This is a genomic window from Leuconostoc lactis KCTC 3528 = DSM 20202 (genome assembly GCF_014651235.1).
GTDB lineage: Bacteria > Bacillota > Bacilli > Lactobacillales > Lactobacillaceae > Leuconostoc > Leuconostoc lactis.
This window is the reverse complement of sequence record NZ_BMWM01000011.1, coordinates 1-13,374: the sequence shown is the minus strand read 5'-3', so window position 1 is coordinate 13,374 and position 13,374 is coordinate 1. Positions and strand designations below refer to the sequence as shown.

The window sequence follows — 13,374 nt, the reverse complement described above, 5'->3', positions numbered from 1 at the left end:
GAGGACATTATAGATGTCAGTTAAGATCCGTTTGAAGCGCATGGGTGCCAAGAAGCGTCCTTTCTACCGTGTTGTTATCGCTGATTCACGTTCACCTCGTGACGGCCGTTTCATCGAAACAGTGGGTACATACAACCCAATCGCACAACCTGCAGAAATCACATTGGATGAAGACAAGATTTTGGCATGGTTGAACAATGGTGCACAACCATCAGAAACTGTTCGCAACTTGTTGAGCCATGCTGGTATTTTGGCAAAGTTTGCTGAAGCTAAGGCTGCTAAGAAGTCAGCTGCTGAAAAGCCTGCTGCTTCAGTTGCAAAGCCAACTGAAAAGAACACTGTTGTTGAGATCAAGGTATACTTGGATGCCCAAGGTATCGAATATGCTTCATCAGCTAAGAAGGCTGAATTGTTGGCATTGGTATAAAACAACCTCAAAAAGTCGGAGCGTTTGCTTCGGCTTTTTTGTGCTTTGTTTCTACCGCAAAATCCGCTATAATAAAACTATCCAAAGTTGGAAGCGCTTTCTTTAACTTTGACCTAAACGGAGAAATTCACATGCAAGCAAAGCCCAAATTATTTTTAGATATGGATAATGTCATAGTCGATACGTTAGCCATTTTAAACACGATTGAGACACAACAGTTACAAGTCGATAAGCCGGATCAAATCCCTGGGATTTTCCGAGATTTGCCACCAATGCCTGGTGCGGTGGCAGCGGTGCAGGCGCTGGCAACAGTTTATGAACTGCATATTCTGTCCACAGCACCATGGCAAAACGCCAGTGCTTGGCAAGATAAACTCTTGTGGTTAGCCGAACATTTTGGTGATGGGCCGGATAGTCCGTTTTATAAGCGGGTTACCTTGACCCATGATAAGGGGCTAGTACATGCGGTTGGTGGCATTCTCATTGATGACCGCCCGTATCATGGGGCGAGTCAGTGGTTAGACCCAGCGGCCGATAGTCTCTGGCTACAGTACGGACATGATCCGCGGTTGGTATGGACTGGCGAACTCGTGGATTATCTGAAATTGGTAGCGCAAGCTTATCAAAGCACTGGAAAACTTCATGAAAGTGCCATTGAACAGGCGAAAGGCGCTGATTATCAACTTTATGGCGCAACTGATCATTTTGAAAAAGCCCATTGGGAATAGACAAAAAAAGCAATCACGACAGTGATTGCTTTTTATTTGGTAGTATTTGAACGAATATGATAGAAAAAGGTTGCAAATCAAATTAAATCAAGTTATGATAATAGCGTAAAGAAAGCGCTTACATTTTAAATGAGGATAACCAATGATTGTTGAAGAAAGAAAAAAGCGACTACGAGATATTATTCAAAAGAATCAATTTGTATCCCTCCAAGAATTAAAACAGGCAACCCAAACCTCGCTCTCGACCGTCCGGCGAGATTTAGCTGACTTGGCAGCAGAAGGGGTGGTGCGACGCGTGCATGGTGGGGTTGAACTGATCACACCTGACCGTGATAACATGACGGTTTATGAACGGCGTACCATTTATCAAGCCGATAAGCAACAAATCGCCAAGCGTGCCGCCGCCGAATTAAAAGGCGGTGAAATGATTTTCTTAGATGCTGGGACGACGACGGGTGAGGTCATCCCTTATCTGGCTGATAAAAAACCAGCCGTGACGGTGGTGACCAATTCGGTGCATCATGCCGCTAAATTATCGGATTTGATGATTCCAGTGATGATCATTGGCGGTCAGGTGAAACAGACCACGGATGCAGTCATTGGCGCTACGGCGGTGAATCAAATCAACCACATGGTCTTTCAAACGAGTTTCATTGGTGCCGACGGTTTGTCCGTTGACTTTGGGTTAACCACGCCAGATTTAGAAGAGGCGGCCATTAAAAAGGCTGTGGTTGAGCGCTCCCAAGCCAGCTATGTCTTAGCGGACGCCAGCAAGATTGGGACGGCCTCGTTTGCCAAGGCGGTGGACTTATCACAAGTCACGTTGATTACCACACAACTAACAGCAGATCAAAGTCAGGCACTGCATCAAGTCATGACTGTGATTGAAGCGGAGGAGACAAAATGATCTATACCGTCACATTAAACCCATCATTGGATTACATCACGCGCTTACCCGTTCTGACTTTGGGGGAAACTAATCGGTCAACCTCACAAACATTGTTTCCAGGTGGTAAGGGAATCAACGTGAGTCGGCTATTAAGCCATTTGGGCATCGACAATACAGCGCTAGGTTTTCTAGGTGGTTTCACCGGCGAACACTTGCAAGCAACGTTAAATGAACCACATCTCAAACAAGCCTTTACGACGATTGCGGGTAACACACGGATTAATTTAAAAATTAAAGCCGATGTGGAAACGGAAATCAACGCAACGGGTCCAGAGATTACGCCGGATGAATTAGCAACTTTCTTGCAACAATTTGATCAACTAACCGCCGATGATACGGTGATTTTGTCAGGTAGTGTGCCTAAAAGTTTAGCTGCGGATACTTATCAACACATCATTGAAAAAATTGCCCAACACCAAGCGCAATTTGTGATCGATACGACGGGTACACCACTCCAAGCCGCTTTAAGCCAGCATCCGTTGTTGGTGAAACCAAATCGGCATGAGTTGGCCCAACTATATCACACAACATTGACCACCCAAGCCGATGTCCAACATTGGGGACACCAATTACTCGCTGACGGCGCGCAATTGGCCATCGTTTCCTTAGCTGGTGACGGCGCACTACTCCTAACACCCGATGGTGATTACTTCGCCGCCCCTGTGGCTGGCACGGTGAAAAATTCGGTCGGTGCTGGCGATTCAATGATTGCCGGTTTTGTTGGCACTTGGCTGCAAACAGCCGATGTGCTTGAAAGTTTTAAAATGGCGGTTGCCAGTGGGACAGCCACGGCATTCAGCGATGATATCGCCACAAAAGCAACAATTACATCAATTTATCAACAAGTTCGTGTCACACCAATATAATATGTGAGGAAACATCATGAAAATCAGCGATTTGTTAGTAACCGACGTTATGATACTGGACCTGAAGGCCACCACCAAGCAAGCAGCTTTTGAGGAAATGATTGACCGTCTGTATGACGCTGGTCGCATTACTGACAAACAAGCCTTTATGCAAGGCATTTTGGCACGTGAAGCCCAGACAACGACTGGATTAGGGGATGGCATTGCCATGCCACACAGTAAAAATAGTGCTGTTAAACTACCCACCGTCGTGTTTGCCCGTTCTGAAAAAGGGGTCGAATACGACGCCATGGACGGTCAGCCGGTGCATTTGTTATTTATGATTGCCGTCCCTGCGGATGCCAATAATACCCATCTGGAAGCTTTGGCCAGTTTGTCACGTTTTTTGCTCCAAGATGGCTTTATGGACGAGCTGAAAGCAGCACAAACCCCAGAAGCAGTCGTTGAACTGTTCAGCGAGCAAGAAGTGATACCAGAACCGGTGACAACGGTGGCCCAAGATGCACCATTCTTGGTGGCCGTGACCGCTTGTACGACTGGGATTGCCCATACGTACATGGCCGAAGAAGCCTTGAAAAAGCAAGCTGCGGAACTCGGCATTCGCATTAAGGTAGAAACGAACGGTGCTGGTGGTGTTGGGAACCGTTTGAGTGACGCTGATATCGCTGAGGCGCAAGGCGTGATTATTGCCGCCGATAAAAACGTGGAGATGGCACGTTTTGATGGCAAGCCGTTAATTAATCGGCCAGTAGCATACGGGATTCGGCAGCCAGAAGAATTGATTAATCTGGCTTTAGACAAACAAGCACCGATTTTCCATAGTGATGCACCAAAGCAAAAAGAGACAGAAACGTCTCAATCAATTGGTAAAGCCTTTTATCGTCACTTGATGAGTGGTGTGTCAAGCATGTTGCCGTTTGTGATTGGTGGTGGTATTGCGATTGCCTTTGCCTTCTTGATTGACCAAAGTCTTGGTGTGCCAAAGGATATGCTATCAAGTTTGGGCACGTATCATCCAATTGCGGCTTTCTTGAAGCAAATTGGTGGGGCTGCCTTTGGTTTCATGTTGCCAGTGTTAGCAGGGTATATTGCCTACTCGATTGCCGAAAAGCCAGGTCTGGTGGCGGGATTCGTTGCCGGTGCTTTGTCAGCCAACGGGTATAACATTTATAACGTTGGACTAGATGCCAAGCATATGCCAATTCCGTCAGGGTTCTTAGGCGCTTTGGTCGGTGGCTTCTTAGCCGGTGGGATTATCTTGCTACTCAAGAAGCTCTTAAGCAATTTGCCAAAGTCACTTGATGGGATCAAAACGATTTTGTTCTATCCAGTGCTGGGTGTCTTGTTGACTGGGTTTGCGATGTTGTTCATCAACATTCCAGTGTCAGGCATTAACCAAGGGTTGGATAACTTCTTGTCAGGCTTAAGCGGCACGAACGCGGTGTTGCTAGGCACGCTGCTCGGCGGCATGATGGCGGTGGATATGGGTGGTCCGATTAACAAAGCCGCCTATGTCTTTGGGACAAGTACCCTTGCCGCAACAGTGGCGACTGGTGGGTCAAATATTATGGCGGCCGTGATGGCTGGTGGGATGGTGCCACCGTTGGCTGTGTTTGTGGCAACGTTGATGTTCAAGCATAAGTTTGACAAGCAAGAACGTGAAGCTGGATTGACCAACATTGTGATGGGGTTGTCCTTTATTACGGAAGGCGCGATTCCGTTCGCTGCTGCCGATCCAGTCCGCGCCATTCCAAGCTTCATGGTTGGATCAGCGGTCGCTGGTGGTTTGGTTGGTTTGACAGGCATTAAGTTGCTCGCACCGCATGGTGGTATCTTCGTGATTGCCTTGACGAGTTCACCACTCTTGTACTTGCTCTTTATTGCGATTGGGGCTGTGATTTCTGGTGTGATTTTCGGCCTATTAAAGCGAAAGTAAGATAAAAGCACGCCGTCAGGCGTGCTTTTTATGTCTTATGACTCATTATGCTAAAATGAAACCATGATTATTTACGACACAATGCCATTTTTACAACGACAACTGACGGTATTCAAACAAGATGATGCCGTGGTTTTTGTGAGTTTAGCGGATGATGGGCGCCAAGAATTTTTAGCAGACTATCCCACAGCGACAGTTCAAGCGGGTCAGGTCCCAGAACTCGATCTATTTCGGCGTTATGCTGCTGGGGAATCAGTGGACTTTCGGACGATTAAGATTGATTACCTGCGGGCGACGCCGTTTCAACGGGCCGTCTGGATGGCCTTACATGAAATGACGCCAACTGAAACACTCACATACTCGGATTTAGCAGCACGGGCCAATTATCCCAAGACGATTCGGGCCGTGGCCACGGCTGTTGGCAAAAATCCGCTGACCATTATTAATGCCTGTCATCGAATTTTGCCAAAGCAAGGTGGGATTGGGAAATATGCTTATGGGCCCGAGATCAAGCAAGTTTTACTATCATTAGATATACCGGAAAATCCGCGTTAAATCGCAGATTTCAGCACACGTCGAGTTCGAGTGCTAAAAAAGTTTAAAAAAGGGGTTTACTTTTCATATAATGATAAACGTATGATATTTACCTATTTCAATTCTGACTGTCTGAGTGATGCAGTTAATGGGGGAATGCGGTCGTTATGCTTGTTGAAATGCAATGTAGCGAATTATGTGGTATGACAAAAGGCGTAACGACATCAGATTCAGTACCTTTGGCTGTGTGACAACCGACAACAATGGTTGGAAGGGTTATAATAGCTATATAGGAGGAGAGAATAAAATGTCAGACTTATTTTACACGTAGTTGCGCTCGATGGTAGGACTTCAAGGTCTACTATCTTTGGTCTTTGGTCTTTTGATTGTCTTTTGGCCAAACCGTACAGCCGCAGCTGTTACGATCATGGTTGGTATCGCCTTTATTGCGATTGGTGCAGCTTATGTTGCCGCAATCGGCACACATGATGACGAATCAGCTTGGGCGCGTTTAGGTAGCTTCTTAGTTGGTGTGATTTATTTGGTGGCTGGTGTCTTCAGCTTCATCAACTTGTACGCAGCAACAGCTTACCTATTCTTGATCGTTGGTTTGTTGGTTGGTATCACTTGGATCGTTGAAGCTATTGTAACCTTTGCCTCATTGAAGTATTTTGAACGTAAGGGTTGGGCAGTATTTTCAGCATTGATTAGCTTGTTGGCCGGTATCGTATTACTATTCTCACCACTTATCGGTGCAGCAATCTTGTGGCTACTACTTGGTTTGGCAATGATCATTGTGGGTGTTGTGAAGATCTTCCAATACTTCACTTGGTCACACCGTCACGCCTAAGCACAACACCTGCCAGTGGTCATAAAAGCTATGCTATAATATTATTATGACAAAAGAAAATTATTTTAAAGTTGGCACAATTGTCAACACCCACGGCATTCGTGGTGAAGTTAAAATCTTAGCGATTACTGATTTTGCTGATGAGCGCTTCAAAAAAGGTGCGGAACTACAAGTTGAAACAAAAGATGGCTTTGTCCCATTTAAGGTCAAGTCGTCACGTTTGCACAAAAATATGTGGTTAGTGCTTTTTGAAGGCGTGAACAACATTAACGATATCGAAAAATATAAAACACACGATGTCTATGTCTATGGCGATGCACGTGAGACACTAGGGAATGATGAATACTATTACGACGAAATTATAGATAGTCGTGTATTTGACCTAGACGGTAACGACATCGGTGTGGTGTCAGAAATTATGGCCACTGGGGCTAATGATGTCTGGGTTGTACAGCGACCAGGGCAAAAAGATGCATTAATTCCGATGATTGATGACGTGGTAAAAAACGTTGATGTCGATAATAAGCGCATCACGATTGATGCGTTGGAAGGATTATTAGATTAATGCGAATTGATGTCTTAAGTTTATTTCCAGATATGTTTACACCGTTGAAACAATCGATTTTGGGGAAAGCGATTGACAAAGGGGCAATAGACTTTCATGTGACAGATTTTCGTGATTATACGGAAAACAAGCACAATAATGTTGATGATTATCCTTTTGGCGGTGGTGCGGGGATGCTTTTGATGGCGCAGCCAATCTTTGATGCGATGGCTGCCGTTGAAGCAGCAGCAGGTGATAAGGGGCACGTGGTGCTGCTTGATCCCGCAGGGCGCAAATTTGACCACCATGTGGCGGAAGAATTAGCACAAAAAGAACATATCACATTTATTGCAGGACATTATGAAGGGTATGACGAACGCATTCGCGAGCTCGTTGACGATGAAATCTCATTGGGGGATTACGTGTTGACAGGGGGAGAGCTTGGGGCGATGGTCATCATTGATGCCACGGCGCGCTTTTTACCAGATGTCTTAGGTAACAATGTGAGTGCTGAGGAAGACTCATTCCAAGATAATTTGTTGGAATTTCCACAATATACGCGACCTGCTGATTTTCGGGGCCGTAAGGTACCGGAAGTTTTGATGAGTGGGAACCATGCTAAAATTGCCGAATGGCGATTAAAAGAGTCCTTACGTCGGACGTGGTTACGTCGGCCGGATCTCTTAGAGAAGCGACCACTGTCAAAGCAGGAACGCGATCTCTTAGACGATATTAAACATGAATCTGAGTAATCAGATCATGCGATCATGACAAAAAGTCCAAGCCATTGCTTGGACTTTTTCTTTACCCTAAAACGTGATGTCATGACGCGTTTTGCATACGAGGACAAACCGTTATGACCAATCAATTGCCAATTGTGGGTAAATCTGCCCTGACCATCTTAAGTAGTACGATTATTGTCTTGCCTTTTATGCTGTTAATTCAGCTCAGTAATGGGCAGTCGTTACTGACTGTTTTACCGTTCGTCTTATTTTATACGTTTCGGATGACGGGGATTTTCTTTATTCGAGGGATTAAGACACGCTTACATAGTTTGAGCCTGCTAAAGTTGGCGCTTTATTGTGGGTTACTAGGATGTGGTTTTGGTATTTTAGGGATCCTATACTTTCCTATTTTTATTGTGGCGGGTTTTTTCCTCGGGCTGAGTGGGGCGTGGCTGCCACCAGCTAATGCGGCAATTGGGCAGTATCTGAAGACAAGGGATGCGGTGTTACGCGGCAATATGATTGGGTCGCTGGTGATGTTAGTGTTGCTTGGGGCGGCGCTACTGTCGCCCGCAGGGGTCAAGTACCTCGTGTTCTTCGTGATTTACAGCGTGATGTATGGTTTGGCGTTGCAAACACCAAACGTCATCACCCATTATCAAGTTGATGCCGATGACTTTGCCGAGACCTCGTATCGTTACCTGATTTTGTTCGTTGTGTTTTTTATCTTACTATTTGGCTTGCGCTCGAGTCGCATGTTGGCGGATACGTTAGCCTTTGATGCGGTGATTAACAGTTTCTTCTTTATTGCCCTGTTAACAGTCGGGTTAGTCACTTTCTGGCGGCGAAAAGTGCAACGTAACGTGCCAAATCAGTTGTTATGCTTAACGTTGATTAATGGCGCGGTAGGAAATTATTTGTTTTTGTTTAGTTCGCTGTATACAGCAGCGTTTTATGGCCATCGGGAAGCCTTTTTCTACTTTTACTTGCCTTATGTATTGGGGACGCTGTTGGCGCCAAAGGGGATGGCGCTACTTGGGACAGACATCAAACGTCGCTCACTAGTTAGGATTGTTGTGGGCTTGCTGATGATTGTGGGGACGCCATTGTTTCCAATCGGGTTATTCATTGTGAGTCTCTTTAAAGGGACCTTGAATGGTTGGTTAACCACAAGTTATCAAGCGACAGCACCCATTCCAGAAGATAAGCGGCTCTGGGTCAAGTATACGTTGCAAAATATTGGTAGTATTTTGACCCAGTTTTTACTGATGGTCTTGGCCTCCGTGATTATTCTTAAAGATGGCCATACGATTCAAGACTTTTTCATCATGACTGCAGCCAGTACGCCGACTGCTGAAAGTATTCAAGTCATGCATGGTTGGAACACGGTTGCAACAACTTTGGTGTTGGCAGCGATTGTGTTGTATGGTTTAATATTTTCTTATCACAAGAAAGTAGACATTTCAAAAAGCGAACGCTCGTAAGGTGTTCGCTTTTTGTTGTAGACAATAGACATCATATGACGGTGCAAACAGAACATTAGTTGTCTACGATAGCATGCGCTATAATACTAGATATATGACTTGTCAGTCAATAGTTGTTGCGGATTTTGAAACCAATCAAGTATCTCCAGAATGAGGTGAGAATATTGAAGAAGATTAAGATAGGCGTTAGTGAACTAAATGCTTCCCGAATTGGGCTTGGTGTCATGCGTATGGGCACGCGAAGTGATATTGAAGCACAAAAGGCGGTTGAGTCTGCCATTGGCAATGGCATTAATTTTTTTGAATCGGCAAATATTTATGGTGATGGCCAATCATCCAGTGTATTTGGACGAGCATTAAAAAATGCTAACGTTGCGCGGGACAGTATTCTCATTCAGTCTAAAGGTGGAATTGTTCGTGGTGATAATTTCAAAAGAGTGGACTTTTCAAAAGCCAATTTAATCCAGTCAGTAGAAGACGAACTCAGCAGAATTGGAACGGATTATCTAGATGTCTTTGTATTGCACCGACCGGATGTGTTAGTTGAACCGGCCGAAGTTGCGGAAGCATTCAACTACTTAGAGAAAAGTGGTAAAGTACGTTACTTTGGGGTGTCAAATCAGAACTCATTGGACATTGAACTGTTAAAAACTGCTGTTCAGCAGCCTTTGATTGTGAACCAACTACAATTCGGTATTATGCACACTGGTATGATTGATTAACAAATTCATGTCAATATGACCGATGATGCAGCGACGATGCGTGATGCGGAGTTGTTGGCGTATAGTCATATTCACAACATGACGATACAGACCTGGTCACCATTGCAATTTGGTTTCTTTGGTGGCGTGTTTGTGGATAACCCTGATTTTCCAGAATTAAATGCCGAACTCGCCCGCTTGGCGGATCAGTATCAAACCAGTAAGAGCGCGATTGCGGTGGCATGGATTTTACGTCATCCGGCCAACATGCAAGTGATCATTGGTTCAATGAGTGCCCAACATATTCAAGAGATGGCTGATGGTGATAACGTCACGTTAACGCGTCAAGATTGGTATGATATTTATCTGGCTGCTGGTAATACATTGCCTTAAACACGTCGAATTTGATATTAGAAGTGATTTTGTTGGATCATTTAATATTTTCTTACAAATAAAAAGTAAAGATTTCGAAAAGCGAACACGCGTAAGCGGTTCGCTTTTATTATGGTTTAAAAAAGTTATATGAGAGAAAATAACCTTGCTCAAACCGTAATATGGCAAAAAGAAATTTTTGTTTTATAACTGTAATAATGTTGAAACTTTCACATGTTAAGGTTGCTTATATACGAGGTTTGACCCAGTATAGTAATATTAAACTTGTAATAGTAATACAAACTAAGGAGCGGGTATGATCGATTTACATAGTCATCTGCTACCGGATATTGATGACGGTTCGGCATCAATGCGTGCCTCTTTACGGATGGCACGGGAGGCGGTAGCGGAAGGCATTGACGCGATGTTAATGACGCCGCATCATATGAATGGACAATACGACAATCCAAAAGCTGATGTGGTAGCATTGACCGAAAAATTTCAATCAATGTTGGATCAAGAAGGGATTTCCCTACAAGTCTTTCCGTCACAAGAAGTCCGGATTAACGGTGAGCTAATTGAAGCGTTAGCGGCAGATGAAATTCTCTTTGCAGATGAAGGGAACCGGTACTTACTATTGGAATTTCCTGATGATGATGTGCCAACCTTTAGTGAGGATATGATTTTTAATCTGATGCAACGGGGGATTATGGTGCAAATTGCCCACCCTGAACGCAACACCAAGTTGATGGCTCAACCAGAGATTTTGTATCGGCTGGTTGAGCGGGGGGCGATTGCGCAGGTGACAGCCAGTTCATATGTTGGTGTCTTTGGGAAAAAGGTGCAAAAATTTGCCGAGGCGATTGTCTCGCATAATCTGGGGCATGTCTTTGTCTCGGATGTGCATGACTTACCCAACCGAGCATTTAATATGCAGGCGGCTTTTGACAAGCTAAGGAAGAAACAGGGGGCTGAAATCAGCGAACTCTTTGCGTCGAATGCGGAAGCCATTATTGATGGGCGGCCCATTCAGCGTCTGATACCGGCACCAATTGTCAAACGTTGGCTACGCAACCGTTTTTAATGAAAGAATAAAGGATTAACACACAATGAATAACGTACTTGAGTTACGACAACTATGGGACATTATCCGTAAGCACTTTTTTACTATCTTATTCATGGCAATCGTGGGTGCGGGAATTGGCTTTGGCATTGCAAAATTTTTAATTGCGCCAACATACAGTGCTTCAACCAGCATGTTGGTAAATCGCTCAAACGATAATAACAACGGTTCAGTGAATTTATCAGATCAACAAGCTGCTGTACAGATTATTAATACGTATAAGAACTTGGTGATTTCAAGTAATGTCTTAGGGGATGTATCAAAGCAATTAAAGCATCCAGAACCGATTGTCGTCCAAGAAGCCAAGCCCGCGGAATATCAGGTATTGGCTGATGGGACACGCCGTTTGATTGCGCCAGCACAAGAGGAAATTACGAAGCCAGCAACACAGAAGACTTACAACTTGTCTGTGGATCAGCTGAAGAGTATGGTGTCAATTTCTAATCAACAAAATTCGCAAGTTTTCTCAATCGATGTCAAGGCTAAAAATGCCAAGGAAGCTGCAGTGGTGGCCAATACCGTCGCTGATTCATTCAAGAATAAAATTGGCGACTTTATGAAAATCAATAACGTATCAATTATTGATTCAGCCAAGGTAAGTAACGTGCCAGTTGCACCAAATACAAAGCTCTTTACGTTAGCGGGCCTCGTATTACTCGGTGGGTTAACATTCTTAATTGTGTTGGCTAAGGAGTTGTCTGACACAACAGTTAAGAGCCCGGATGAAGTCTCACAATTGTTTGGCTTAACTAATTTAGGATCCGTTGGACACATCAAAAAGATCGGGAAATTCGATATGTCAGCCAACACAGGCTCATCATTAGGTTATGACGCAATGCATCCACGTTCGCGCTTGAGCCGTTTAAGTAAGGATTAGGAGATATAAGATATGGCATTTTTTAAAAAGCGATATAAAACTGGTCGTGATGGCTTATCACGGGATACGATGATTAATGGTGCACGCTTGATTACAGCAGCAGAACCCAAAAATCCGGTCTCTGAGCAATTTCGAACGATTCGTACGAACATTGATTTTGCTTCCGTAGCAAAGGGTAATGTCAAGACATTACTTGTGTCTTCGGCACTACCATCTGAAGGTAAATCAACGATAACAGCCAACTTAGCAGTAGTCTATGCACAACAAGGTAAGAAGATCTTGCTGGTAGATACCGACTTGCGCCGGCCAACGGTAGCGTCAACCTTTGGTATTACGGATAATCATGGCTTGACAAACTATCTCGCTGACGCGAATAGTGATGCGCAATCAATTATTCATCATACACGCATGGAAACGCTAGACGTGATAACGTCTGGGCCAGTACCGCCTAATCCAGCTGAGCTACTGGCTTCCAGTCGAATGACAAACTTGATTGCTGAGTTGCGACAGCAATATGATTTAGTTATCTTTGACGTGCCTCCTTTCTTGATGGTGACTGATGCACAGGTTCTAATGAGTAAGATGGATGGTGTGGCTATCGTTGTGAGTGGGAGACACACAACGAAGGGCGCATTACAACGTACGGTAGATATGTTGAAATTAGCAGAAGCACCAATGCTGGGGTTTATTTACAATGATCGTAGTCGTAAGAAAAATTCGGGTAATGGATACGGATACGGCTATGGCTATGGTTATTGAGATACCAAGTAGTCTAGCTGGTTAAAATAGGAATGGGAGTGGAGAATGAGAATGATCTATAGAAGATTTTTAAAGCGGTTTTTAGATACTATAGTGGCGATTACGCTTGGTATTGTCTTAATAGTACCGCTTTTTTTTGTTGCGATTTTGGTTAAACTCACTTCAAAAGGACCGATTTTTTTCAAACAAGAACGTTTTGGATTGAATTCTAAGCCGTTTACATTATATAAGTTTCGTTCAATGACTGACGGTGCACCAGTGAAAGCCAACTCAGAATTTAATGATATCACGAGTTATATTACACCTTTTGGTATGTTTATTCGGAAAACTTCGATTGATGAATTACCACAGTTACTTAACATTATAAAAGGTGATATGAGCTTTATTGGCCCCAGACCACTTGCAATTACAGATGAGAAAGTTTTATCATTAGGCAGATTGTAAAATTTAAGTTGAACATTTAAGTGGACAGAAAAACCCATCAAGGTCTTTAATGGTG

The 13,374-nt window shown here is 44.1% G+C and carries 14 protein-coding genes and 1 pseudogene; all 15 read left to right on the top strand.

All coding sequences use genetic code 11. The features are described 5' to 3' along the window. Positions 1 to 13 precede the first annotated feature (13 nt). The 15 genes and pseudogenes from rpsP (at position 14) to IE039_RS04280 (ending at position 13,319) form a co-directional block, all read left to right on the top strand. Positions 14 to 427, top strand: a complete 414-nt coding sequence (gene rpsP / locus IE039_RS04350; protein ID WP_010005317.1) for a 30S ribosomal protein S16 — start codon at positions 14 to 16, stop codon at positions 425 to 427. 131 nt (positions 428 to 558) lie between these two features. Next, positions 559 to 1,155 carry a 5' nucleotidase, NT5C type gene (locus IE039_RS04345; RefSeq protein ID WP_010005319.1) on the top strand — a complete coding sequence of 199 codons (597 nt, stop codon included), beginning with the start codon at positions 559 to 561 and terminating at the stop codon, positions 1,153 to 1,155. A 142-nt stretch (positions 1,156 to 1,297) separates the two neighbouring features. Further along, positions 1,298 to 2,062: a DeoR/GlpR family DNA-binding transcription regulator gene (locus IE039_RS04340; RefSeq protein ID WP_029509663.1), complete on the top strand. Its 765-nt coding sequence runs from the start codon at positions 1,298 to 1,300 to the stop codon at positions 2,060 to 2,062. After that, complete coding sequence (gene pfkB / locus IE039_RS04335) at positions 2,059 to 2,970, top strand: 1-phosphofructokinase (protein WP_010003094.1); 912 nt, start codon at positions 2,059 to 2,061, stop codon at positions 2,968 to 2,970. The genes IE039_RS04340 and pfkB overlap by 4 nt, the downstream gene beginning before the upstream one ends. Positions 2,971 to 2,986: 16 nt before the next feature. Next, the gene (locus tag IE039_RS04330) at positions 2,987 to 4,906 is read left to right on the top strand and encodes a PTS fructose transporter subunit IIABC (protein ID WP_189428798.1); all 1,920 of its coding nucleotides are present in this window, start codon (positions 2,987 to 2,989) and stop codon (positions 4,904 to 4,906) included. A gap of 63 nt (positions 4,907 to 4,969) precedes the next feature. After that, positions 4,970 to 5,461, top strand: coding sequence for a methylated-DNA--[protein]-cysteine S-methyltransferase (locus tag IE039_RS04325; protein WP_010003846.1), 492 nt, complete (start codon positions 4,970 to 4,972; stop codon positions 5,459 to 5,461). A 319-nt stretch (positions 5,462 to 5,780) separates the two neighbouring features. After that, positions 5,781 to 6,290 carry an HdeD family acid-resistance protein gene (locus tag IE039_RS04320; protein ID WP_189428797.1) on the top strand — a complete coding sequence of 170 codons (510 nt, stop codon included), beginning with the start codon at positions 5,781 to 5,783 and terminating at the stop codon, positions 6,288 to 6,290. Positions 6,291 to 6,333: 43 nt separating this feature from the next. Then, the gene (gene rimM, locus IE039_RS04315) at positions 6,334 to 6,855 is read left to right on the top strand and encodes a ribosome maturation factor RimM (protein WP_189428804.1); all 522 of its coding nucleotides are present in this window, start codon (positions 6,334 to 6,336) and stop codon (positions 6,853 to 6,855) included. Continuing rightward, entirely contained in the window at positions 6,855 to 7,586 is a 732-nt protein-coding gene (gene trmD / locus IE039_RS04310) for a tRNA (guanosine(37)-N1)-methyltransferase TrmD (protein ID WP_010003850.1), read from the top strand. The genes rimM and trmD overlap by 1 nt, the downstream gene beginning before the upstream one ends. A 104-nt stretch (positions 7,587 to 7,690) precedes the next feature. Further along, the gene (locus IE039_RS04305) at positions 7,691 to 9,043 is read left to right on the top strand and encodes a hypothetical protein (protein WP_189428796.1); all 1,353 of its coding nucleotides are present in this window, start codon (positions 7,691 to 7,693) and stop codon (positions 9,041 to 9,043) included. A 164-nt stretch (positions 9,044 to 9,207) separates the two neighbouring features. Then, positions 9,208 to 10,137: pseudogene (locus IE039_RS04300) on the top strand (aldo/keto reductase). Positions 10,138 to 10,432: 295 nt separating this feature from the next. Continuing rightward, positions 10,433 to 11,200, top strand: a complete 768-nt coding sequence (locus IE039_RS04295; RefSeq protein WP_010006205.1) for a tyrosine-protein phosphatase — start codon at positions 10,433 to 10,435, stop codon at positions 11,198 to 11,200. Between the two features lie 25 nt (positions 11,201 to 11,225). Beyond that, positions 11,226 to 12,116 carry a YveK family protein gene (locus IE039_RS04290; RefSeq protein WP_010006204.1) on the top strand — a complete coding sequence of 297 codons (891 nt, stop codon included), beginning with the start codon at positions 11,226 to 11,228 and terminating at the stop codon, positions 12,114 to 12,116. 12 nt (positions 12,117 to 12,128) lie between these two features. Beyond that, entirely contained in the window at positions 12,129 to 12,875 is a 747-nt protein-coding gene (locus tag IE039_RS04285; RefSeq protein ID WP_010006202.1) for a CpsD/CapB family tyrosine-protein kinase, read from the top strand. A 51-nt stretch (positions 12,876 to 12,926) separates the two neighbouring features. After that, on the top strand, positions 12,927 to 13,319 hold the full coding sequence (locus tag IE039_RS04280) for a sugar transferase (RefSeq protein ID WP_308426350.1): 393 nt from the start codon (positions 12,927 to 12,929) through the stop codon (positions 13,317 to 13,319). The last annotated feature ends 55 nt before the right edge of the window (positions 13,320 to 13,374 follow it).